A 23,306-nucleotide genomic window follows, 5' to 3' on the forward strand; every position below is an offset into this window, starting at 1 on the left:
TGCGCCTTGCGCCAGCCTTCCCCCGTTTCGCTGCCGGCTATGCTGTCGGGGCGGTGCATCCATGTCAGGGCCGTGGCGAAACCGGGCCAGTCATGATGGGTGAGCGTTGTGGGGGCGTGCCATTCCGGCAGAGGGGGCGTGGGTAGGCGGGCAAGGGCAGCGGCCATGGCCTGCCGCACATGGCCCGCGAACAGCCCCGCCGTTAACGGCCAGACCGGGTCCAGAAACGGAATGCGGCCCAGTGCCGAGGCAGGCAGCAGGTAGTCTGGCGAGGTGATGACCATCCTGTCGTGAAAGCGCTCAGCCCGGCCCGATACGGCAACCTGTTCGCCGGATTTGATCTGCTTTGCCTGCCAGGGGGAGAAAAAGGACAGTTCAATCAGCCCGCCCTCATCTGTCAGGGTCACGCGCCAGGGCTGTCGGCTGCGCGGAGCCGGGGGGCGGATATCGCTTACAGTGCCGGTAACGGTTACGATCGTATCGGACTGGACATGCGCCAGCAGTGGGCGCAGCCTGCGATCGGTTACACTTTCAGGCAGGCGGAACAGTAGATCCGCCACCCTGTTGCCACCGGCTATGCGCGCCAGCAGGCGCGCGCGCGCGGTATTGACGCCCGGCAGGGTCTCAAGGGGCGCGAGCAGGGGGGCAAGAACGGCTCGCCAGAGAGGATGTGATGGGCGAAGGACTGGACACCGGCGTACATGCGCCTCTGTTTGACAGGCTGACAGACAAAAACAGCAAGGTATAGGACAGTAGAGCCATGAGTGACAATTTGACAGATACAGTCGAAGCCGGAAGCACAGCCGAGCTGGACGCCCGACGCAGGCGGCTGAAGTTCCGCGCCAATCATCGCGGCACCTTTGAAACCGATATCCTGATCGGTGGTTTCGTGCAGGATGTGGCGGATACGCTGAATGCTGCCGAGCTGACGGATATGGAAGCCATTTTGGAAATGCCCGACCCCGATCTGACAGACTGGCTGTTTGGTCGCCTGCCATTGCCCGAGGAAAAAGCCACCCCCATGCTGCGCCGTATGGTGGATGCCTGCCGCGCCCGGTGCGGGCATTAAGGTTTCCATGGAGCGGCCACGGGACTATACCCGGAGCGAGCAGAGCAGAGAGACAGATACGGATAGCGCATGACGGTACAGATAGGCAGCCCGCACACGATCGCCACTATCTGGGGGGTGCCCGAAGGATATGATGCATTGCTGCTGGCCCGCCGCGCGCGTGAGCATGCGGGGCCGGTGCTGCATATTGCCCGGAGCGATGCCAGCATGGCGCGGCTGGCCGACATGCTGGGCTTTGTCGCCACGGATATCGAGGTGCTGCGTTTCCCCGCATGGGACTGCCTGCCTATGACCGGGTTTCTCCCAACCCTGCGATTGTAGCCGAGCGTGTCGCGACCCTCTCCCGCCTGCTGGAGCCCGCCCGTGGCCCGCGTCTGGTGCTGACAACCGTCAATGCCGCCGTGCAGCGCGTAGCACCGCGCAAGACATTTGAGGGGCAGTCCCTCAGTATTCGTGAGGGCGAGAGCCTCGATCAGACATTCCTGATCGATCTGCTGATCGCCAATGGCTACACCCGTACGGATACGGTGATGGAAGCGGGCGAGTTCTCTACTCGCGGCGGTATTTTCGACCTTTATCCGGCAGGGGCTGCCGAACCGCTCCGGCTCGACCTGTTTGGTGACGAGGTGGAGAACATCCGTGCCTTCGATCCCGGCACCCAGCGCTCGACCGACCGGCGTGAAGCTGGTGCTGTGCCCGGTATCGGAATTTTCGCTTGATGCGGAAAAAATCTCGCGGTTCAGAACCGGCTGGCGCGATGCCTTTGGCCCTGGCGCTGCGGCAGACCCGATTTACGAACATGTTTCGGATGGCAGGCGCTATCCGGGGCTTGAGCACTGGCTGCCCCTTTTTCACGATCATCTGGAAACTCTGTTCGACTACCTGCCGGGTGTTGCGGTCTCGCTCGAACAGCAGGTGGATGAAGGCCTGAGCGCTAGGCTGGACATGATAGAGGATCACTATCAGGCCCGCAGGCAACCGGCCCGCGAGGGCGAAACCCCGTATCGCCCGCTCTTGCCGCACCTGCTCTATCTCGACCGCAAGGGGTGGGATGCCGCCATTGCGCGTCTGCCCGTAGTGGCGTTCAGCCCTATGCCCAGCCTGAAGGGGCCGTGGGGGTGGATGTGGGCGGACGTTTTGGCAAGATGTACGCCAAGATCGTGCCCGGCGCACAGCGCGAACAGGTCTTTACCCTGCTGGGAGAAGCCGCGCGTGAATGGGCGCAGGTGGGGCGGCGTACTTTTGTGGCCGCATGGACACGCGGCTCACGCGAGCGCATTGCCGTTCTGCTGCGTGAACACGGACTGGCCACGGAAACCTACGAGAGCTGGGAGCAGGCCCGCAAGGCCAAGCCCGGCCCGGTGGGGCTTGTGGCGTTTGAGCTGGAACGTGGCTTTGTGGGCGATGATCTGGCGTTTGTGTCCGAGCAGGACCTGCTGGGTGAGCGCATAGGGCGGCCACCGCGTCGTCGCCGCCGGGCGGATGAACTGATTGCCGAAGCCAGCGAGCTTTCCGCCGGTGATCTGGTGGTGCATCAGGATTACGGCATAGGCCGGTATGACGGGCTTGAAACGGTTAGCGTTGGCGTGGCCCCGCATGATTGCCTGCGCCTGCTGTATGATGGCGGGGAAAAGCTGTACCTGCCGGTAGAAAACATCGAACTGCTTAGCCGCTTTGGCTCTGATCAGGCCGGGGTGGCGCTGGACAAGCTGGGCGGTGTCGCGTGGCAGAACCGCAAGGCGCAGATGAAGCGGCGCATCCGCGATATGGCGGGCGAGCTTATTCGCACTGCCGCCGCGCGTGCCCTGCTGGTGGCCCCGGAATTTGCCCCGCCCGAAGGTATGTGGGACGAATTCTGCGCGCGTTTCCCGTTTGTGGAAACCGATGACCAGTCCCGCGCCATTGCCGATGTGCTGGACGATATGGGGTCGGGCAGACCCATGGACCGGCTGGTCTGTGGTGATGTCGGGTTCGGTAAGACCGAGGTTGCCCTGCGCGCGGCGTTTGTCGCGGCCATGTCTGGCGGGCAGGTGGCGGTTGTCGTGCCCACCACGCTGCTGGCGCGCCAGCATTATCGCACCTTTGCTACCCGGTTTGAAGGCTTTCCCATCAAGGTGGCCCAGCTTTCGCGCATGGTTACGGGCAAGGATGCAACGGAGGTGCGTAAAGGTCTGGCCGATGGCAGCATCAATGTCGTGATCGGCACCCATGCGTTGCTGGCCAAAACGGTTCAGTTCGCCTCGCTGGAACTGCTCATTATCGACGAGGAGCAGCATTTTGGCGTGGCGCACAAGGAAAAGCTCAAGGCCCTGCGCGAAGGCGTGCATGTGCTGACCCTCTCTGCCACACCGCTGCCGCGCACGCTCCAGCTTTCCCTTTCCGGCGTGCGGGAAATGAGCCTGATCGCCACCCCGCCCACCGACAGGTTGGCGGTGCGCACGTTTATCATGCCGTTTGACAGTGTGGTGATCCGCGAGGCCATCCAGCGTGAGCGCTTCAGGGGCGGCCAGATTTTCTGTGTTGCACCGCGTGTGGAAGACCTTGACCGTATGGCTGAACGGTTGGCCACTATTGTGCCCGATGCCCGTCTGGTGCAGGCCCATGGCCGCCTGACGCCCACCGAGCTTGAACGGGTCATGACCGAGTTTTCGGATGGCAAATACGACATTCTGCTCTCCACCAATATTGTGGAAAGCGGGCTGGACATGCCTGCGGTCAACACGCTGATCATTCACCGGGCAGACATGTTCGGGCTGGGGCAGCTCTACCAGTTGCGCGGGCGTGTGGGGCGCGGCAAGCAGCGTGGCTACGCCTATCTGACATGGCCGCAGACTCATGCGCTGGCGGAATCGGCGCAAAAGCGGCTTGAGGTCATGCAGACACTCGATACGCTGGGCGCAGGCTTTACACTCGCCTCGCACGATCTGGACCTGCGTGGTGCGGGTAATCTGCTGGGTGATCAGCAGTCCGGCCATGTGCGTGAGGTGGGGATAGAGCTATACCAGCAGATGCTGGAAGATGCCGTGGCCGACCTGCGTGCCGAGCAGGGCCGCCGCAAGCCCGAGGATCGCGAATGGACGCCCGGTATTGTCATGGGCCTGCCGGTGCTGATTCCCGACAGCTATGTGCCGGACCTGCCCGTGCGGCTTGGATTGTACCGCCGTATCAGTGGTCTTTCTTCCGATGCCGAGACGGAAGCGATGGAGGCCGAACTGATCGACCGTTTTGGTGCGTTGCCGGAGGAAGTCAAAAACCTGCTGGATGTTGTTGATCTTAAAAGACTATGCAGCAGTCCGGCGTGGAAAAAGTGGATGCCGGGCCAAAAGGTATGGTGCTTCAGTTCCGCAATAACAGCTTTCGCGATCCGGCGGGGTTGGTGCAGTGGATGGCAGGCTGGAAAGATGGTGTGATGCGCCTGCGCCCCGACCACAAGCTGGCTGTGGTGCGTGAACTCACCAACGTCCAGCGCGTGGGGCTGGCCCGTAAGGTGCTGGGTGGTCTTGCGAAAATACGCGAAAAGGCCCTTGCCTGAATAAACCGGCTCCTGCCTGTGCGGGAGCCGTAGGTTTTAAAGTGATCCCGCTCTGAGCATGAGCGGGGATACAGGGCTGCTCGGGCTGGTTATTTAAGCGGCAGCGGAAAGCCGTTGACGGTCAGCACGCCGCTTTCCCATATCGTGTCCCATGTGTTGCGCTCACCCTCGCGGTGGCTGACAAGCCGGGCGAGTGCGAGGCCCGCGGCCAGTTTTAACTGCTGCTCATCGCGCGCATGCTGAATGAGTTCTGGCAGATTGCTGATTTCCAGATGTCCCTGAGCCGAGGTCGTGTTGACGTTACCTGTCAGGGTGGCGCTGCCATGGCCCTCAAGGCGGATATCGCCCTGTGTGGCGGTAAAGGCCGACAGCGTGGTGTGTACGGCGGGCGATGCCGTACTGCGGCCCCCTATGGCATCCATAAGCCCGGCCAGTTCGCGGCTGGGCAGGGTAAAGCGGGCCTGTGCATCCGAGGGCAGAAGCCCCTGATTGGCTACGTTATGGTAGCTGATGCCAGACAGGGCCAGCGTGGCGCTGGCCAGTGGCGTGCCGCCCTGTATCTGAAAATGCAGGCCGCCGAGCATGACTTTGGCGGTGCGGTGCGTAACGCTAACACCCTGCCATGTCAGATCGAGCGCCTTGCCTGCCTGTAGCGTGGCTTCAGCTGTCTGCCCCTGTTGCGCCAGCCATGCCGAGCAGCCGGGTGTGTGGGTGTTGGTCATGGCGGCCAGCACGAGCAGCGAGGCTGCAGCCGCCAGATCATCCGTGGCGGCGGGGTCAGTCGGTTTGCCGTTCAGGGTCAGGTGCCGCGCGCTCAGGGTGCTCTGCCCGTCTGGCGTGTGCAGCTGCACCGAGTCATAGATCACGCCCTGTGGGGTGTCGTGCCGTGGCCCCATGCGTGAGGGTTATGCATTCATGCGGAGGGGCCGCGTGGGCGATTTGTCCCGTTGTGGCGGCGCATACGCTCACGACACCGAGAAAAAGACGGGAAAAGAGGGGGGCGTGCTTCATTTCATGGCAAGGGTGCCGTAAGTGGAAACAGCAAGCAACCCTTGGGAATGAATGGGAGCAGAAGTGGTGCGTTTCTTGAAAAAGGATCCTTTTCTGGTCGGCTTGCTCTGCGCCATTTTTCTGGCGTCTGTGCTGCCTTGTCACGGAGCGGCGGTGCCGGTCTTTCACTGGCTGTCGGTGGGGCTGATCGCGCTCATGTTCTTTCTGCAAGGGGCGCGGCTTTCGCGTAAAGCAGTGGTGGATGGCATGGTGGCCTGGCGGCTGCACCTGCTGATCATGTGCTGCACCTTTGTTATCTTTCCCCTGCTGGGGTTGGCGGCGCATGCGCTGGTGCCGGGGTTGCTGCTGCCCGAGCTCTGGCTGGGTATCCTGTTCCTGTGCTGTCTGCCTTCCACGGTGCAGTCTTCCATTGCGTTTACGTCTATCGCAGGGGGCAATGTGCCTGCGGCTGTCTGCGCGGCCACGGCTTCCAACGTGTTTGGTATTTTCATCACGCCTGTTCTGGTCGGGCTGGTGCTGAGCCAGCATGGCCAGCTTTCTGGTAACCCGCTCGATATCGTTTTTCAGCTTCTTCTGCCTTTATTGCCGGGCAGGTGCTTCAGCCTTGGCTGGGTAAGTGGGCGCACCGGCACAAGACGCTGCTTTCCTTTTCGGACCGTGGTTCGATTCTGGTGGTGGTGTATGCGGCTTTTAGCGATGCGGTCATGCAGGGGCTCTGGCACCGGTTGCCGCTGGCGGATCTGGGGCTGGTGGCGCTGGCCGATACGGTGCTGCTCGCACTGGTTCTGCTGTTGACAACAGTGCTGAGCCGGGTGTTGGGGCTATCGCGGCAGGATGAGATAACGGTTATTTTCTGCGGTTCAAAAAAGACGCTGGCTTCTGGCGTGCCTATGGCCAACGTGCTGTTTCCCGCAGCATCGGTCGGGCTGATCGTGCTACCGCTGATGCTGTATCATCAGATCCAGCTTTTTATATGTGCCGTGCTGGCGCGCAGGCTCTCGCAATCGAAAAATCGTGAAGAGGCCGGGGCCATTGGTCAGGATGCCTGAACGCGCAGGCTGAATACGGGCAGGAAAAACAATATGGCAGGTCTGGACCCCGCTCGGTGGGATGAAATGCGCGCTCTCGGCCACCGCATGCTCGATGAGATGTTCGATAACATCAGCACCGTGGCGCAGGGGCCGGTGTGGCAGCCCCCGCCCGATGCAGTGCGCCAGCATTTTGCGCAAGCACCGCTCCCGCGTGAAGGGCGAGCGCTGGAAGCGCTTTATGCGGAGTTTGCGCAGTCCGTGCGTCCCTACGCGGTTGGCAACCGGCACCCCCGTTTCATGGGCTGGGTGCATGGGGGCGGCACGGCGCAGGGCATGCTGGCAGAGATGCTGGCCGCTGGGTTGAATGCCAATTTAGGTGGGCGCAACCATGTTCCTGTCGATGTCGAGCGGATGGTCATACGCTGGGCGGCGGAACTGTTTGGTTTCCCGACTGATGCCAGCGGGCTGCTGGTTACAGGCTCGTCCATGGCCAATTTTATCGCTATTCTGACGGCCAGCCGTGCGATGGCGGGGCGAGATATCCGCCAGAACGGCGTGGCAGGGCAGGGGCTTGTAGGGTACGCGGCCCAGACCGCCCATGGCTGTGTTGCCCGTGCTTTCGATATGGCTGGACTGGGCACGCAGGCCCTGCGCCGGGTGCCGGTGGATGAGCATTACCGGATGGATATAGCCGCCCTGCGCACCATGTTGGCGGCGGACCGGGCCAAAGGGCTGCAACCCTTTGTGGTCGTGGGCACGGCAGGTACGGTGGATACGGGCAGTTCAGACCCGCTGGACGCGCTGGCTGATCTGGCTCAGGCCGAAGGCCTGTGGTTTCATGTGGATGGCGCGTTTGGCGCTCTGGCCTGCCTTTCGCCTGAGCATGCACCTGCCCTGCGAGGGATGGAGCGGGCGGATAGTCTGGCGTTTGATTTCCACAAATGGGCGCAGGTGCCCTACGACGCCGGGTGTGTGTTGGTACGAGACCCCAGCCTGCAGGCAGCGGCCTTTGCCCAGACCCTTGATTACCTCTCGCGCGAGGACAGGGGGCTGGCAGCCTCGGCCCCGTGGTTCTGTGATCTGGGGCCGGATCTTTCACGCGGGTTTCGTGCGCTCAAGGTCTGGTTCGCGCTTGAAGGCTTTGGCACGCAGGGGCTGGGGCAGGTTGTGGCACGCTGCTGCAACGTGGCGCAGCATCTGGCGGAACGTGTCAGGCACACGCCCACTCTACGCCTGATGGCCCCGGTGGCGCTGAATATCGTCTGCTTTCGTGTGGATGTGCCGGGGGTGGACGATCTCGATCACCTGAATGCAGAGCTGGTCAAGGACCTGCAAGAAAGTGGAATTGCAGCGCCTTCCACCACGCGGCTGGGTGGCGTGCTGGTTATTCGCGCAGCCATCGTCAACCACCGGACGACCGAGCAGGATGCGGATATCATGCTCGATGCCCTGCTGGCACTGGCGGCACGGCGGGTGCCGGAAGGCGCAGTGGAAACAGACTGAGCGCGTCTGTCAGGCCCCGTGAGCAAGAAAAATCGCGGTGTCCAGTATCTGCTGTTCAAGGGGAGCTGGCTCAAGAGCACGGCGTGCAAGGCGAGCATGCCAGAGTGTCGCATCGCCCACATATCGGTCATCTGGCTGGCTTGGGTCCAGTGCGGGCCGCTCTATGGGGTGGGCAGCCTCTCCCAGTATCTGCGCGACAAGGCTGGCCAGAGCGCCGACTTCGACAACCCGTTCGCCCGCAGTTTCAAAAACCGGCGGCTGAAGGTGGGGGAAGAGCAGCATATCCCCAAAGCAGATATCCAGCAGGTCGCGCACATGGATATAGGAGCGATAGACCTTTTTACGGGCGTTAAGCCGTATCGGGCGGCCGGCCTGCATGTCCAGAATGACACAGGCCAGAACGTAGCTTGTAACCTTGTTGATAAAAGGCCCCGCCAAGTTGAACAGGCGCGGGCAGGTAAAAGGTACGTCCAGTGCCGCGCACAGGGCGGTAAAATGGGCCTCGTCATCCCGTTTCATGGTGCCGTAGCTGTCGGAGCTTGCGCCGGTGGAGGGCTGCGTGGCGGCGCCAGACGAGGGCATTAAAAACCCTTCGGGGCGCAACCGCTCAAGGGTCTGCTCGACTTGCAGAGATATGGCACGGTTGGTTGCCACGAATGCCTCTGGCGAAAGGGCCGAGGCTTTTTCTTTGGTCAGATAGGCAAAATGCGCCACGAGCGTGGGAGCCACAGGGGCTGTGGCCATGGCATCAAGGGGGAGGACCGGCAGCGTGCGGCCTGATGAAAGGGTCAGTTCCCCCGCCGTCGAGCCATAGACACTTACACGCCCGGCTGTTTGCTCTGCCAGTGTTTCATCCAGCAGTTCCAGACAGGCCCGGCCGATCCACCCGCGTCCCCCTGTTACGAGAACGCGCAACTCCGGCCTTGCTGTAAGGGCGGCCTTGATATCGGCCGAAAAAGCAAAGGGCCGCGGCTTTGTGCCGTATGGGGCAGGGCCGGGTGGTGCGGAGGGAGCCTGCATTACGGTTCGAGCATGTTCGATGCCAGTTCCTCACGCGACAGGAAGGGGGCGAGGTCTTCAAAGCTGGAGGAGACAATAGTGCCGTCTTCAAGCTGGCGGCTGGCCAGTTTGGGAGCAAAAGGCTGGTTCTCATCCAGAATGATCTCGCACACCGCAGGGCCGGGTATTGCCAGAAAATCCTTGATGGAAGCGTTCATGCCCTCATGGCTTTCGATACGCCGGTAAGGCAGGCGGAAGCCTTTTGTCAGGGCTTCAAAGTCAGGCAGAACAACGCCCGAGCTGGGGCCTGCGCCGATTTCCTCTCCATTGAAAAAATTATGCTGGGTTTGAAAAATCGAGACATAGCCAGCATTATTCAGCAGGAATATCTTGATAGGCATTCTGTTGCTGGCAATGGTTTGGAGTTCTTGCAGGTTCATCATGATCGAACCATCGCCCGCCAGACAGATGACTTCCCGCCCGGAGGCCTCATAAGCGCCAATGGCGGCAGGCAGGTCATATCCCATGCTGGCACAGCCCGAATTGGACCACATGCGCTGCCCCTGCCGGAAAATGGCAGCCTGAAAACCGACAACCGCTGCCGTGGCATTGGCGGCAATGACAATCTGGTTCTCAGGGAGTGATTCAAACAGCTCTTTTACAAAACAATAGGGATTAACCTTATCATTTTCATAATATTCAGGCAGCACGACAGGGTATTTCGCCACACGCTGCCTGCACCATTCCAGCCAGTCCGTATGTTCGGTGCTGGGGGTTGGCCATGGCCATGCCGCGAGGGCAGGCAGCAGAGCGCGCAGGTCTGCCAGAATGGGGGTGTCGGGTTTGATGGAGGGCTTGCGCAGTTCCATCTCATCGATATCGACCCAGATTTTCTTGGCGTTGGGTGCGAAAGAGCCCCAGTTATAGCTGATCTGGCGGATATTCAGCCTGCACCCCAGAACAACCAGCAGATCTGCGTTCTGGACGGTGAAGTTGCCGCCGCGATCCCCGATAGTGGAGGGGCGACCGCAATAGAGCGGGTGGTCATTGGTGAGAATGTCTTGTGCGTTCCAGCCGCCGACAACCGGAATGCCCGCTTTTTCAGCAAAACTCAGGAACGCATCATACTGGCCCGAAAGGCGAACGCCGGTTCCTGCCAGAATAACAGGCCGCCGGGCCTGCCCGATCTGTGTCGCAATGGTGCTGACCGCCTGGGCAATATCTGTTTCCTCCCATGGCGTCTCCTGTTCGGAGGGGTCATAACCGGGCAGCGTGTCGGGGTCTATGTAAGCCCCCTGCACATCGAGCGGAATATCGAGCCATGTGGGGCCGGGGCGGCCAGAGCGGGCCAGATGGAAGGCTTTTTCCAGATGGTAGCGGATTGTCTGCGGGTCGGTCACCATGGCGCTGTATTTGGTCACCGAGCGGATCATGTATTCGATATCGATTTCCTGATCGCCAAACTGCCGCAGCGGCAGGCCGGTATGGCGGACGGTTGTCTCGCGCTTGACCTGACCGCTCAACACCACCATGCCGACTGAATCGACATAGGCACCATAAACGCCAGTAATGGCGTTGGTGCCACCCGGCCCGGTTGTGACGTTAACCAGCGCAATGTCGTTGGCATAACGGAAGTAGGATTCTGCAGCCATGGTGCAGGCCTGTTCATGGTGGTTGAACACGCAGGTCAGGTCCGGGTGCATACCCAGCGAGTGGTTGAGGTGCATGGCACCACCCCCCGTAACCATGAAAACATGGCGTACGCCGGCTTCGGATACTTTCTGGGCAACCCAGTCGGAGAGTTTTACCTTGGCCATTGTTCTATCCATGTAAGAATTCTTCAAAATGTCACTCTGGGCCGTGTCATGCCTGTCAGTGCGAGCAATCGGGCGTCTTGCCCGCTGTTATGTGCCCTCACATCTGACCATGACAGCCTGTCTGTACCCGCCATTGGCAGCGCGATTGTTAACATTTCGCCAGAACACTGTGAAGGGTGCGGCACAGGCCGTATTGGGGGAGGCAAAAACCGGCGGAGGTTCATGCCGGGCGTGGACATTTTGTGGCGCATATCCGCCACAGAAGGCCGGTGCGTCGGTTGCGTTTTTAGCAATTTACGTGCATTCTGGGGGCTCAAGTCTGTAGTCGTTTTTTGCATGGTTTTAGTGACATGGCATGGCAATTTCTGGATTGCATTTGCGGTCGCGGCCAAATCTCTCTTTCCCGTTTGGAGCGCCACATATGGCAGGGCAGAAATCTCGCCAGTATTTTGAAGACCTCTTTGTGCTTGAAATGGCCAATAATCATTGGGGCAGCATCGAGCGCGGACTGAAAATTATTCATGACCATGCAGCCATTGCCCGTAAAAACAATGTCAAGGCAGCAATAAAGCTCCAGTTCCGGGATGTGGATGAATTCATTCATCCGAATTTCAAAGGCAATACAGACCTTCGGTATGTAAAAAAGACAGAAGATACCCGTCTGGATCGTGAGGGTTTTTCCGTCATGGTTGAGGCTATCAAGGCGGCTGGCTGCATTCCTATGGCCACCCCTTTTGACGAGGCTCGGTAGACCTGTGTGTCGCCTTTGATTTTCCGCTGATAAAAATCGCCAGTTCAGACATGAATGACTGGTCGCTTCTGGAAAAAGTCGCGTCCACCGGCCGCCCGGTGATTGTCTCCACCGGTGGTGGTTCGGAAAGTGCGATTGATGATCTGGTCGCGTTTTTCGAAAAGCGGCAGGTGCCGCTGGCCATCAATCACTGCGTTTCGCTCTATCCTTCGGAAGATAGCGAACTGGAACTTAACCAGATCGATTATCTGCGTAGCCGCTACCCTGATCTGGTCATTGGTTTCTCCACGCACGAATACCATGACTGGCATTCGTCCATGCTGATTTCCTACGCCAAGGGCGCGCGGATGTGGGAACGCCATGTCGATATCGACTATCAGGGCGTGCCGGTTTCTTCCTACTGCTCGCTGCCTGAGCAGTGCGATGAGTGGTTTCAGGCTTTCCACAAGGCGCGGGAAATGTGCGGGGGAACAGAGGCAACGCGCAGGAATATTTCCGAACGCGAAGTCCATTACCTTGATGCGCTGGTACGCGGCATTTACGCACGCCGGAAGCTGGAGGCGGGGTATGTGTTCTCTGCCGATACCTTCGCGCATGATTTCTATCTGGCGGTTCCGCTGCGCAAGGGGCAGCTATCCAGCCGTGAAATGATCGAAGGCGAGGTGCTGACCCAGACACTCGACCCCGATCAGGCTCTGACGGTCGAACATGTGGAAAAGGTCGGCGGTCAGAAAAAAGCGTTTTTGCTCAATCGCGGCCTGTAAAGGCCAGAGACAGACTTTTTGCCTTCTGCTCGGGCTGACCTGACTTTATCCGTCAGGTCAGCCCGTTTTCTTTAAACGGGCCGTATTCTGCTTTAGTGCGGCTTTTTGCAGAAATTGTGGAACTCTTCGGCCATATAGGCAATGTGTGCCTCTGAAAGGCCGGGGAAGACCCCCACCCAGAAGGTGGCGTTCATAACCTGATCCGCGTTGTCCAGTGTGCCGACAACGCGGTGGGGGCGTTCACGCATATAAGGCTGGCGCAGCAGGTTGCCACCAAACAGGAAGCGGGTCGCGATCAGGCATTCGTTCAGGTGCTTGACCAGCGCATCACGCGTGAAGGGGGCGCCGGGCCGAACTGTCAGCGGAAACCCGAACCATGACGGGTTTGAATGCGGCGTGGCCTGCGGAAGGATAAGGAATTCCTCAAGCGGTTTGAGCAGCGACAGGAGCTGTTCGAAATTGCGCCGACGAGCCGCGATGAAGTTTTCAAGATGATCGAACTGCGCCAGCCCGACGGCAGCCTGCATATCGGTAATCTTGAGGTTATAGCCAATGCTCGAATAGGTATATTTGTGGTCGTAGCCAAAGGGTAGGGTGCCAAGCTGCTGCTCGAAGCGCCGCTTGCAGCTATTGTCCCGACCCGGATCGCACCAGCAGTCGCGCCCCCAGTCCCGCATGGATTCAAGAACACGCTTGAGCTTTGAATCGTTGGTGAAAACTGCGCCGCCTTCGCCCATGGTCATATGGTGGGCCGGGTAGAAGCTGAGCGTGCCGATATCGCCAAACGAGCCGACAATCTTGTCCCTGTATGTGGCGCCCAGAGCGTCGCAGGTATCTTCCACCACAAAAAGATCGTGCTTTCTGGCAAGCTCCATAACCGTATCGAGGTCAAATGGATTGCCCAGCGTATGGGCCACGGCAATAGCGCGCGTGCGCGGCGTAATGGCAGCCTCGATCAGGTCTGCGCGGATATTATAGGTGGGGATGTCCACATCCACGAAAACCGGTAGCAGGTTGTTCTGCAGAATGGGGTTTACGGTTGTCGGAAAACCGGCGGCACAGGTAATGACCTCATCGCCCGGTTGCAGGGCGCGTTTGCCCAGTAGGGGGTTTGCCAACGTGCTGACAGCCAGCAGGTTGGCGGATGAGCCAGAGTTGCAGGTCAGTGCATGCCGCACCCCCATGAACTGGCGCAGCCGCTGTTCAAAGGCGCTGTTGAAACGTCCTGTGGTCAGCCAGAAATCAAGCGCGCTTTCTACCAGCGAGGTGACATCCGTTGCATCATAGACCTTGCCGGAAACCGGAACAGGGGTTTTGCCGGGCACGAATGGGGCTGGGGCGTGGGCAATGGCTGTATATTCGGCAACGAGAGAAAATATCTGTTCTTTAAGGTCTTCAGCGTGCGTGCCTTTTCAGAAGAAGTATTTGCAGTGCTTGTCATGTCTGTTCCAGAAAAAGCGCAGGGTTGAGGGTGTGGGGAGGAATTTCAAAAGTATATTTTAGGTAATTTCTTTTTATATTTTAATATTTTGTTTGGAATTTTGTCAAGAAGGAGGGCGCTGACGCCCTTGCTCCCCGAGGGTTGGAAAGTGTCATGGAAGAACATTTTTCACTCTGTCTTAAGGAGTGATATATGTTTGCGCATATGACCCCAAAGGCATTGGTAATGCACGAGACTGGACAGCAGATGAGCCGTGAAAAGTTTTCCCCCACAAAGGAGAGGGTCGCGCGGGCCTGTGTCTGCTGTGGGGGGCAGGATCTTGAACGCTCTCCGGCTGTTCTCATGCCGTTTATTGCGCATCGTGTTTTTGACTGGCTGCCGGTCACGATCGATGAAAGCTGGGGGCTTTCCACGATCAGGAGCGGGCATGCTACTCGCTCTGTAATTCCCTGTATTGTCGTGATTGTGGATTTTTGTTTCTGGATATGCGGTTTTCCGATGTTGAGCTGCAAAGGCTTTATACGGATTATCGCGGTAAGGCCTATACTGAACTCAGGGAGCATTATGAACCCGGCTATGCGGCCCGGAATGATGTTCTGAACACGGTGATAGACTATATCCCCGATATAGAGAATTTTCTCGAAAAATACCTGACTTTTCCAATAAATATTCTCGATTGGGGTGGAGATACGGGAAAAAATACACCTTTCAGGAACAGGTGTGCCGCGTTTGATATTTACGATATCAGTGGCAACCAACCTGTGTCAGGGGCTGGTATTGTTTCAAGAAACGATCTGAATCTGAAGCATTATGATCTGATCGTGTGCAGTAATGTGCTCGAACATGTGCCGTATCCATCCGATCTGCTCAATGATATTGCGCAAACCATGCGTGAGCAGTCCGTTTTATATGTGGAAGTGCCGTTTGAAGCCATTATGAGGCAGGAAGAGGTTGCCCTGCCGCAGGGTAAAAGGCACTGGCACGAGCATATCAATTTTTATTCCGAAAAATCCCTTCGCTGCCTTTTTGATAAAGTTGGCCTTGATATTTTGGAACTGAGGCCTTTCCGGGCCATAACCGGCGGCGCGCCTTTCCATATGTTTCAGATTGCGTGTAAGCTGAAATGAAGGCCGCAGGTCATCTCGAGCGTGGAGCGTCAGTCGGGTTTATGCAAGCAGTAATACTGGCCGGTGGGCTGGGCACCAGAATTTCCGAGGAATCCTTTATTCGCCCCAAACCGATGATCGAGATCGGGGGGCGGCCTATACTCTGGCATATCATGAAGATTTACTCTGCTTATGGTATCCATGATTTTATCATATGCTGTGGCTATAAAGGGTATATGATCAAAGAGTATTTTGCGAATTATTTTCTGCATATGTCTGACGTTACAATAGACATAAGAAACAATACTGTGGAAGTGCATACGCAAAAATCCGAGCCATGGCGCATTACCCTGATTGATACCGGTCAAGAAACAATGACAGGTGGCCGCCTCAAGCGTGTTGCTCCTTACCTCAAGGGCGATTTCTGCATGACGTATGGGGATGGTGTCAGCACTGTGGACATCGGCAAGTTGGTCGCTTTTCACAAACAGCACGGCAGGCAGGCAACCATGACCGCCGTGCAGCCCCCCGGCCGTTTTGGTTCCATTCAGTTCGATAAGGCAACTGTTACGTCGTTTCTGGAAAAACCCGATGGTGATGGTCATTGGGTCAATGGTGGCTTTTTTGTCCTCTCGCCTGATGTGATTGAACGCATTGAAGGCGATGCCACTGTCTGGGAAGGCAAGCCACTCGAAAGCCTCGCCAGAGATCGGGAGCTTGAGGCGTATTTCCACCATGGTTTCTGGCAGCCCATGGATACGCAGCGCGATAAAACCTACCTTGAGGAACTCTGGTCTACTGATCAGGCGCCTTGGAAAATCTGGTAATGGTCAGGCCGAATTTCTGGAGCGGCAAGCGGGTATTCCTGACTGGGCATACCGGTTTCAAGGGAAGCTGGCTTTCGCTCTGGCTGCGCGAACTCGAGGCCGAGGTAACAGGCTACGCACGAAGGCCTCCAACGGATGTAAACCTGTTTGAAAGTGCCGATGTGGCACAGGGTATGACATCCGTTATAGGCGAAATCTGCGATGCCGGGTTTCTGGCCGCCACATTGGCTGAGGCGCGACCGGATATTGTCATCCACATGGCGGCTCAGCCGCTGGTGCGGTATTCGTATGACAACCCGGTGGAAACCTATTCGACCAACGTGATGGGGCTGGTGGCGCTCCTTGAGGCGGTGCGCCAGACCGACAGCGTGCGTGCGGTGGTGAATGTTACCTCCGACAAATGCTACGAAAACCGCGAGTGGCTCTGGGGCTACCGCGAAACCGACCCCATGGGTGGTTTCGATCCCTATTCTTCTAGCAAGGGTTGTGCCGAACTGGTTACGGCGGCCTATACGCGCTCCTTTTTCAATCCCGAACGCTATGCCGAGCATGGCGTGGCGCTTGCCAGCGCTCGCGCTGGGAATGTGATCGGGGGTGGAGACTGGGCCTGCGACAGGCTTATTCCCGATATTATGCGGGCACTGGCCGCGCATGAACCGGTGAAGGTGCGCAACCCGCAGGCCATTCGTCCATGGCAGCATGTTCTGGAACCCCTGCGCGGGTATCTGATGCTGGCTGAACACCTGTATGAAAACGGTGCGGGCTTTGCGGGAGGGTGGAATTTCGGTCCTTCGGATACAGATGTCAAACCCGTTCAGTGGATCGTTGAAAACCTGACCCGGCAATGGGGGGAGGGTGCTGCATGGATATGCGAGCAGGGGCAGGGTGTGCATGAGGCAACCCATCTGAAACTCGACTGCTCAAAAGCGCAGGCCCTGCTGGGCTGGACACCGGTCTGGGGGCTGGAGGCCGCTCTGGACAGGATTGTCAGCTGGCATCAGGCCCATGCGCGTGGAGAGTCCATGCGGGCGTATACCCTTGCGCAAATCCGGCAATACCAATCCGCAGTCAGGGAAAAGAGCGGCTGCTAGCTTGTGTATGAACGCAGGCGGTTGGTACAGCCTTGTTCTGGCGGGTTAGGTCGGATGTTGGCGTGACACTGTGTTTGGCTGTGGTGAAAAAATATTGTGTTGTTGTGGTGTGAGGCCGCCTGAGAGGCTGCGCCGCATCATTATCTGGAATGGTGGCAGGCAGGGCCCTGACCCGGAGTGAAATCATGAGTGCTGCTTGCTTTTCCACAGCTCTGGACCAGCTTGAAAGCGATATTCTGGCGGTCATGCGTGATCGTTCCCCAGCATGGTTGCGTAGCCAGCTTGCCAACGGGGCATATGTTTATGGGGCTGGCAATTTTGGCCGTCGGATTGCGCGGCAGATGGTGCAGGCCGGCCTGCCATGCCTTGGCATGATCGATCGTCGGGCTGGGGCTGATCTGGCCAGTATCGAGGGGCTGCCGGTGCTGCACCCTGACGCGATTACGCCCGAAATCGCGGCCGGAAAAGTTTTTGTGCTGGGTATATTGAACCCCCATAACGATATGGGAGAACTGGTTCGCCTCGGGCAGGATTATGGGTTTGAGCATGTTTTCTGGGGGGCGGATATTGTCGATGCGCTGGGTGCTTCGATTGGTGATTTCTGCTGAATGAACGCCAGTTTTTTATTGATCACTTCGAGCAGGTGCGCGCGCTTGCCAGCCTGCTGGGTGATGCGGTTTCGGTCGAAACACTGCTGTCTATCCTGCGGTTTCGCGTGATTGGGGGCAATGCGCCACAATCCCCTGTTCTGTCGCGCAAAATGTACCTGCCTGAAGATCTGCCGGGGTTTGATGCCCCTATCAGTTTTCTGGATGGTGGTGCTTATGATGGCGATACATTCCGGGGGCTGGTAAAGGCGGGGGTTTCAATCAATCGCTGGCTGGCTTTTGAGCCAGATGCCGCGAATTTTGAAAAACTGGCGCAGTTTGGCGAAAGCTGCGGTGCTCAAGCCACCTTCATGCCGTGTGGCCTGTCTGACAGCATGCATCAGGTTTCGTTTGCGACAGGGAACGAGCAGGGGTCGCGTATTGTCGGCGGTCATGAGCCGGGTGGTGAGAGTATTCAGTGCGTGGCGGTGGATAAGGTTTTTCACGGCATTCCGGTTGATTACGTCAAGCTGGATATCGAAGGGGCCGAGGCTGCCGCCCTACGGGGTATGAGTCAGACCATACGCCAGAATAATGCCCGGCTTGCGATCAGCGTTTATCATCGCCCCGAGGATATCTGGGCACTGCCGTTCCAGATCAGGGATATTCTGCCCGATGCGGATATCTTTTTGCGCCAGCACGAAAAAAACACGTTTGAAGTGGTGGCCTATGCAATCCCGCGCCCGCGTAAGATCTGACGCGGGCGCGCCTGCCCGTTTCCTGCATTGTGGAAGAGATTATAAATGACAAAAGTTGTGTACGTAGCGGCCAGTTCGCAAGGTGACATGCTGAACGGGCTGGGCCGTGCGCTGGGTCGGTGTTTTTCCGATGCGGGTTACGAGTTTGTCGAACTTGATCTGGCTTCCGGGGAGATGGCTCTGGCAGTTCTTAAAGAAAAGATCATCGGCCAGAATGTGGAGGTCGCCTTCAGCTTCATGGGTATTGGCGCTGATCTGGCCTTGAACGGACAGAATGGGCAGCAGCACAGGGTATGGGAAGAGTGCGGTATTCCGTTTGTTTCACTCTATGGAGATTCCCCCGCCCATTTTTTTGACCGTCATGTGGTCAGGAGCAGCAATTTCGCCACGCTGTACGGCTTTCCCGAGCATGCGGCCCTGCGCAGGCGGTTGCCGCTGGTTAATGGGGTAATCGGGACAATCGGGTCAGTTATGGTGGACCCGATGCGTCGGGAAGATGTTGATATCGAACGCAAGCGCTCCGGGCAGCTTCTTTTCCTGAAAAACACCCATAATCCGCAGGTTCTGTGGGATAGCTGGGAGAACGTACTGCCCCCGCGCATGCTCAAGGCCATACGGGAAATTGCCACGTATCTGACGGAGAACATGAGTAACCCCGCAACCAATCAGATTGACGATATCGTTGTAGAGTATTTTGCCAACCATAATTTCGATGTGCAGAGCCTCATAAAACTGCGCCTGTTCTTTATTTCAAACCTTGATCACTATCTGCGCTATGTAAAAGCAGCCTTTCTGGCAAACATACTGGCGGAGTTCCCGGTGCGCATTCAGGGCACCGGGTGGGGGCATGTTGACCTGTCCAATAAACGCTGCACTTATGTTGATTCCTGTAATTATCAGGAATCAACAGGGCTTATTCAAAGTTCTCTTGCAATGATCGATATGTCACCCAATACCGGACTGGCTGCGCATGACCGGGTCTGTCGTTCTTATGGCGCGTACACTCTGTGTCTGACAAACAGGCAGCCATTTTTTAATGACCTGCCTCGTGCAGATGAGTTTATGTTTGATTTCGAGCCCGATGCCATCAGGCATTGCGTAGCGGAAACCATCGCTCACCCTGACAGAACCATAGAGGCAGGGATTGAAGTTTCGACCTGTTTCCAGAAAAAATACGCGCCGGATATTTTCGTATCCACCGTTCTGGAACTGGCAGCCGCAATCCGGCTTGACCGGGTAAAAGCCCAGCCGGAAGGGCTGCCTGCCGGGTTTGTATGGCCTCCTGCATCATTGCAGTAAAAACGGACTGCAAGAGAATGCGCCTTCCCGGTGCGCTCTCTTGCTCAGGCCGCTCTAGCGCGTGCGTCGGGGGGCGCGTTCATCAAACAGGCTCGACAGGGCCTGTAGCATGGTGCCCCCGAGTTCTTCCGCATCGGTGATTGTCACGGCTTTCTGGTAATAGCGCGTGACATCATGGCCGATGCCGATGGCGGTCAGTTCCACCGGGCTTCGGTTTTCTATCAGCGTGATTACCTCGCGCAGATGGTCTTCCAGATAGGAGGCGGGGTTTACGGACAGGGTGCTGTCATCCACCGGCGCGCGTCTGAAATAACCATAAGGATTTTGCGGGCTTCCGGGCGGCTTTTCAGCCGTTTCCATGCCCAGAGCAGGGCCTCGCCATCAATGTTTTCTTTTAAAAGCCCCTCGCGCAGCATCAGGCCCAGATTGGTGCGTGCCCGACGCCACGGTGTATCCGCCGCCTTATAGATGATGTGCCGCAGGTCATTGAGCCTGCCGGGGTTGGCGGGTTTGTGGTCTGTCAGCCATTGCTCACGGCTTTGCCCGCCTTTCCATGCGCGGGTGGTAAAGCGAGAATTTCCACCTTTACGTTGCAGCGCTCCAGCGTGCGGGCCAGAATATCGCCACAGGCCGCCGCCACCGAAATAGGGCGCCCCCGCATGGAGCCGGAATTGTCCAGTAACAGGGTGACAACCGTATCGCGGAATTCCGTCTCCCGTTCCTGTTTATAGGACAGCGAGAGAGACGGGTTGGCCACAATGCGTGACAGTCTGCCCGCATCCAACATGCCTTCTTCCAGATCGAACGACCAGGAGCGGGTCTGCTGGGCCATCAGGCGGCGTTGCAGGCGGTTGGCCAGACGCGACACAACGCCGTGCAGGGTAGCGAGTTGCAGGTCAAGCTGGTGGCGCAGGCGGGAGAGTTCCTCCGGGTCGCATAGGTCTTCGGCGGGAACTTCCTCATCAAACCGGGTGGTATAGGCATGGTAGCTGCGTGCGGTATCGCCGGGGTCTATTTCGGCCCGGCTACCGGGGCCTGCGGCCTCGCCCGTGCCTTCGGCCATGCCGGAGTCCTGTTCGTCCTCTCCAGTATCGGGTGCGCTGTCCCCACTCCCCGCCATGAGTTGAGGCTGACTGACAGCATCTTCAAGATCAGGTTCCTGCTCGGGGCTTTGTTCCGGTTGATCCGCCGGGGGCTGCTCGGAGGTATCCTCGGGCATGTCCGAGGTGTCGCCACCGGGGTCTTCGCTGTTTTCGTTTTCTTCCTGTGCCGTGTCGTCTTCTGCCAGAGCGCAGGCGGCCAGTAGGCGCCGGGTGGCGCGGGCATAGGCGGTTTGGCTTTCCTGATCGCGGGCGAGGGTGTCCAGCACGCTCAGGGCCTGCGGGGGCAGGGTGGCCTTCCATTTTTCCACAATAGTGCGTGCGGCTTCGGGTATGGGCTCACCGGTCAGCTTTTCACGGGCCAGCAGTTCAAGCCCGACCACGGGTGAAAGCTGTGTGGGGTCTGTCAGGCGCTCCAGCCCTGCAGCCTGCACGTCCTGTTCAAGGCGCTGGCGCAGATTGGCGGCCACGCCACGCATATGGCGCGAACCCAGTGATTCGATACGGGCTTGCTCCAGCGCGTCATAGACCTCGCGCGCCATGGTTTCGGCAGGCTGGCGTGCCGCGTGCAGGGTAAAGTCGTGGTGCTTGAGGCGCAGCGCCTGCGCGTCCGCCACGCCGCGCAGGCGCTGTTTTTCATCCTCGTTCAGCGAGAGCGACGGATTTTGCAAGCGGACTTTGCCGCCGAGGCTGAGCGGTGCCAGCGGCATGTTACCGCTATGGAATGACACATCGGCTTCCTGCCCGCCGCCCATGGCGCGCAGGGTGGCCGCTGTGGCCTGCCGAAAAGCATCGGCGCGTTTTTCCGCCTCCTCGCGCGAGAGGCGGGGCAAAAGCGCCGTTGGATTTTTTGGCGGGTCTTGTGTTGTGTCAGCCATAACCAGCCTGCTCCGGTCTGAGGTATTACGCCGTGCGGGCGGGCAGCGGGCTACTGTTGAAGCAGCGCTGGTAATATTCGGCCACCATGGCGCGCTCGGCCTCGTCGCACTTGTTCAGGAACGTTAGGCGGAAAGCAAAGGCCGTATCCTTGAAAATCTGATCGTTTTCGGCCCATGCGATAACAGAGCGGGGGGACATGACGGTGGATAGATCACCCGCCATGAAGCCAGCGCGCGTCAGGGCGGCGAGGGCAACCATCTGCTCGATTTTGGCGCGGGCCTGCGTGTCGTTTTCCGCGATTCCCATGCGGGAGCAGATAATGCCCACCTCCTGTCTGTGGGGCAGATAGTTGAGCGAGGTGACGATGTTCCAGCGGTCCATCTGCCCCTGATTGATCTGCTGCGTGCCGTGATACAGGCCCGTGGTATCACCCAGACCCACCGTATTGGCGGTAGCGAACAGGCGGAACCACGGGTTGGGCGTAATGACACGGTTCTGATCCAGCAGGGTCAGCTTGCCTTCGACTTCCAGCACGCGCTGGATCACGAACATGACATCGGGTCGCCCGGCATCGTATTCATCAAATACGAGCGCGCAGGGGCGTTGCAGGCACCACGCAGCAGGCCTTCCTGAAACTCGGTAATCTGCTGGCCATCACGCACCACGATGGCGTCCTTGCCGACGAGGTCGATACGCGAAACATGGCTGTCGAGGTTGATGCGAATGCACGGCCAGTTCAGCCGGGCGGCAATCTGCTCCACATGGAGGATTTACCCGTGCCGTGGAAGCCCTGCACCATCACCCGGCGGTTGAAGGCAAAGCCTGCCAGAATGGCCAGCGTGGTGTCGTGGTCGAACAGATAGGCCGGATCAATCGGGGGTACATGGTCCGTGCGGATAGAAAAGGCCGGAACGGTCATGTCGGTATCAAGGCCGAAGACCTCACGGACAGACACGTTCAGGTCGGGAACGGAAATGGCCGAGATAGGGGGCAGATCGCCCGTGGAGGGCTGGGTGGAGAGGTCCGTCATGATGATCCGTCTGGTCGTAAGGTGAAACGCCCTGCGTGCCTGCGGGGTCTGGCAGGTGCAGGATACATGATCAGTTTGTTTTTTCGAGGCCTTCTGACATCAGATGTGTGCGAAGCATGGTAAAGGCTACGTTGATCTGCTTGAGGCGTTCTTCCGCCGCGCGGTCTCCGTTGTTGGTATCGGGGTGGTGGCGGCGGGCCAGCGTGCGATACTGCGTTTTGGCGTCTTCCATCGAAACGGGCCATGGCAGACCCAGCACCGCCAGCGCTTCACGCAGGGGCGGGGGGGCTGCGGGTGTTGCGCGCGAGCGGGCCTGTTCAGCCCGGCTGCGGCGGCTGCGCCCCAGAATGTCCAGCGGGTCGAGAATGTCTTCTTCCGTGGTGTTGTGGTTTTTGGGCGAGCCTGCCTGCCCAAAGGTCCATGTCGGGCGGTCCCAGCGGGCATCGGCGCGCAGATGGGCCTCGATCTGTCCGGGGCTCATGCCTTTGTAGTAATCCCAGCGCGCGTTATACTCGCGCACATGCTCGAGGCAGAACCAGTAATACTGGTTCAGCGTCTCGCGTGAGCGGGGGGCGCGGTAGCCTGCCGCGTTTGAGCAGTTCGGCATGTCGCAGCAACGCTGCGGCGCGTCGGGGTCCGGGTCAAACGCGCGGGCGCGGGTGTTCCTTGGCTTGGTCATTTCCTGTTATTTGCGTTGCAAACGCATCAGTC

The 23,306-nt window shown here is 58.6% G+C and carries 17 protein-coding genes and 4 pseudogenes; 13 read left to right on the forward strand and 8 right to left on the reverse strand.

Annotated elements, in window-relative coordinates:
• Positions 1–560: OB-fold nucleic acid binding domain-containing protein (locus tag JCM25143_RS15285; RefSeq protein WP_035370242.1), on the reverse strand; the 560-nt coding region annotated here is incomplete at its 3' end.
• Between the two features lie 200 nt (positions 561–760).
• Here JCM25143_RS15285 and JCM25143_RS00010 point away from each other — a divergent pair.
• On the forward strand, positions 761–1,069 hold the full coding sequence (locus tag JCM25143_RS00010; RefSeq protein WP_025859603.1) for an FAD assembly factor SdhE: 309 nt from the start codon (positions 761–763) through the stop codon (positions 1,067–1,069).
• Positions 1,070–1,138: 69 nt separating this feature from the next.
• A pseudogene (mfd, locus tag JCM25143_RS15290) lies at positions 1,139–4,601 on the forward strand (transcription-repair coupling factor).
• An 89-nt stretch (positions 4,602–4,690) separates the two neighbouring features.
• Here the strand turns inward: mfd and JCM25143_RS15295 are convergent.
• A complete protein-coding gene (locus JCM25143_RS15295; RefSeq protein WP_234394798.1) occupies positions 4,691–5,497 on the reverse strand; it encodes a hypothetical protein in 807 nt (268 codons plus the stop codon).
• Between the two features lie 181 nt (positions 5,498–5,678).
• On the opposite strand from JCM25143_RS15295, the pseudogene JCM25143_RS15300 reads away from it, so the two are divergent.
• Positions 5,679–6,661, forward strand: a pseudogene (locus JCM25143_RS15300) (bile acid:sodium symporter family protein).
• Between the two features lie 33 nt (positions 6,662–6,694).
• Complete coding sequence (locus JCM25143_RS00030) at positions 6,695–8,146, forward strand: pyridoxal phosphate-dependent decarboxylase family protein (RefSeq protein ID WP_025859604.1); 1,452 nt, start codon at positions 6,695–6,697, stop codon at positions 8,144–8,146.
• A 9-nt stretch (positions 8,147–8,155) separates the two neighbouring features.
• Here the strand turns inward: JCM25143_RS00030 and JCM25143_RS00035 are convergent, their stop codons facing one another.
• Together JCM25143_RS00035 and JCM25143_RS00040 are read right to left on the reverse strand one after the other, a co-directional pair.
• The gene (locus JCM25143_RS00035) at positions 8,156–9,166 is read right to left on the reverse strand and encodes an NAD-dependent epimerase/dehydratase family protein (protein WP_025859605.1); all 1,011 of its coding nucleotides are present in this window, start codon (positions 9,164–9,166) and stop codon (positions 8,156–8,158) included.
• Positions 9,166–10,962 carry a thiamine pyrophosphate-binding protein gene (locus tag JCM25143_RS00040; protein ID WP_025859606.1) on the reverse strand — a complete coding sequence of 599 codons (1,797 nt, stop codon included), beginning with the start codon at positions 10,960–10,962 and terminating at the stop codon, positions 9,166–9,168. The genes JCM25143_RS00035 and JCM25143_RS00040 overlap by 1 nt, the downstream gene beginning before the upstream one ends.
• Positions 10,963–11,383: 421 nt before the next feature.
• Here JCM25143_RS00040 and JCM25143_RS22535 point away from each other — a divergent pair, with 421 nt between their 5' ends.
• Both JCM25143_RS22535 and JCM25143_RS15305 read left to right on the forward strand, forming a co-directional pair.
• Positions 11,384–11,713, forward strand: coding sequence for a hypothetical protein (locus JCM25143_RS22535; protein WP_199897783.1), 330 nt, complete (start codon positions 11,384–11,386; stop codon positions 11,711–11,713).
• Between the two features lie 50 nt (positions 11,714–11,763).
• Entirely contained in the window at positions 11,764–12,477 is a 714-nt protein-coding gene (locus JCM25143_RS15305; RefSeq protein WP_234394799.1) for an N-acetylneuraminate synthase family protein, read from the forward strand.
• A 92-nt stretch (positions 12,478–12,569) separates the two neighbouring features.
• Here JCM25143_RS15305 and rfbH read toward each other — a convergent pair whose 3' ends face one another.
• Entirely contained in the window at positions 12,570–13,856 is a 1,287-nt protein-coding gene (gene rfbH / locus JCM25143_RS00050) for a lipopolysaccharide biosynthesis protein RfbH (RefSeq protein ID WP_035370243.1), read from the reverse strand.
• Here rfbH and JCM25143_RS24530 point away from each other — a divergent pair.
• The 7 genes from JCM25143_RS24530 to JCM25143_RS00085 all read left to right on the forward strand — a co-directional run bounded on the left by JCM25143_RS24530 (position 13,818) and on the right by JCM25143_RS00085 (position 19,586).
• On the forward strand, positions 13,818–13,946 hold the full coding sequence (locus JCM25143_RS24530; RefSeq protein WP_267879888.1) for a hypothetical protein: 129 nt from the start codon (positions 13,818–13,820) through the stop codon (positions 13,944–13,946). The two genes, rfbH and JCM25143_RS24530, sit on opposite strands and share 39 nt — an antisense overlap.
• A gap of 457 nt (positions 13,947–14,403) precedes the next feature.
• On the forward strand, positions 14,404–15,045 hold the full coding sequence (locus JCM25143_RS15310) for a class I SAM-dependent methyltransferase (RefSeq protein WP_051542674.1): 642 nt from the start codon (positions 14,404–14,406) through the stop codon (positions 15,043–15,045).
• A 41-nt stretch (positions 15,046–15,086) separates the two neighbouring features.
• Positions 15,087–15,851 carry a glucose-1-phosphate cytidylyltransferase gene (gene rfbF, locus JCM25143_RS00065; protein ID WP_025859608.1) on the forward strand — a complete coding sequence of 255 codons (765 nt, stop codon included), beginning with the start codon at positions 15,087–15,089 and terminating at the stop codon, positions 15,849–15,851.
• Complete coding sequence (gene rfbG, locus JCM25143_RS00070) at positions 15,836–16,942, forward strand: CDP-glucose 4,6-dehydratase (RefSeq protein ID WP_025859609.1); 1,107 nt, start codon at positions 15,836–15,838, stop codon at positions 16,940–16,942. Before rfbF ends, rfbG begins: the two co-directional genes overlap by 16 nt.
• A gap of 185 nt (positions 16,943–17,127) precedes the next feature.
• On the forward strand, positions 17,128–17,550 hold the full coding sequence (locus tag JCM25143_RS00075; RefSeq protein ID WP_148299958.1) for an LbetaH domain-containing protein: 423 nt from the start codon (positions 17,128–17,130) through the stop codon (positions 17,548–17,550).
• Between the two features lie 35 nt (positions 17,551–17,585).
• Positions 17,586–18,287, forward strand: coding sequence for an FkbM family methyltransferase (locus tag JCM25143_RS00080; RefSeq protein ID WP_025859611.1), 702 nt, complete (start codon positions 17,586–17,588; stop codon positions 18,285–18,287).
• Between the two features lie 45 nt (positions 18,288–18,332).
• Positions 18,333–19,586, forward strand: coding sequence for a hypothetical protein (locus tag JCM25143_RS00085; RefSeq protein WP_148299959.1), 1,254 nt, complete (start codon positions 18,333–18,335; stop codon positions 19,584–19,586).
• A 54-nt stretch (positions 19,587–19,640) separates the two neighbouring features.
• On the opposite strand, the pseudogene JCM25143_RS15315 reads toward JCM25143_RS00085, so the two are convergent.
• From JCM25143_RS15315 to JCM25143_RS00100, 3 genes and pseudogenes are all read right to left on the reverse strand, one after another.
• A pseudogene (locus JCM25143_RS15315) lies at positions 19,641–21,564 on the reverse strand (cobaltochelatase CobT-related protein).
• Positions 21,565–21,589: 25 nt separating this feature from the next.
• Positions 21,590–22,595: pseudogene (locus JCM25143_RS15320) on the reverse strand (AAA family ATPase).
• Positions 22,596–22,665: 70 nt separating this feature from the next.
• Complete coding sequence (locus tag JCM25143_RS00100; RefSeq protein ID WP_025859613.1) at positions 22,666–23,274, reverse strand: J domain-containing protein; 609 nt, start codon at positions 23,272–23,274, stop codon at positions 22,666–22,668.
• Positions 23,275–23,306 lie beyond the last annotated feature (32 nt).

It is taken from the genome of Acetobacter papayae JCM 25143 (genome assembly GCF_000613285.1).
GTDB classification, from domain to species: Bacteria; Pseudomonadota; Alphaproteobacteria; order Acetobacterales; family Acetobacteraceae; genus Acetobacter; species Acetobacter papayae.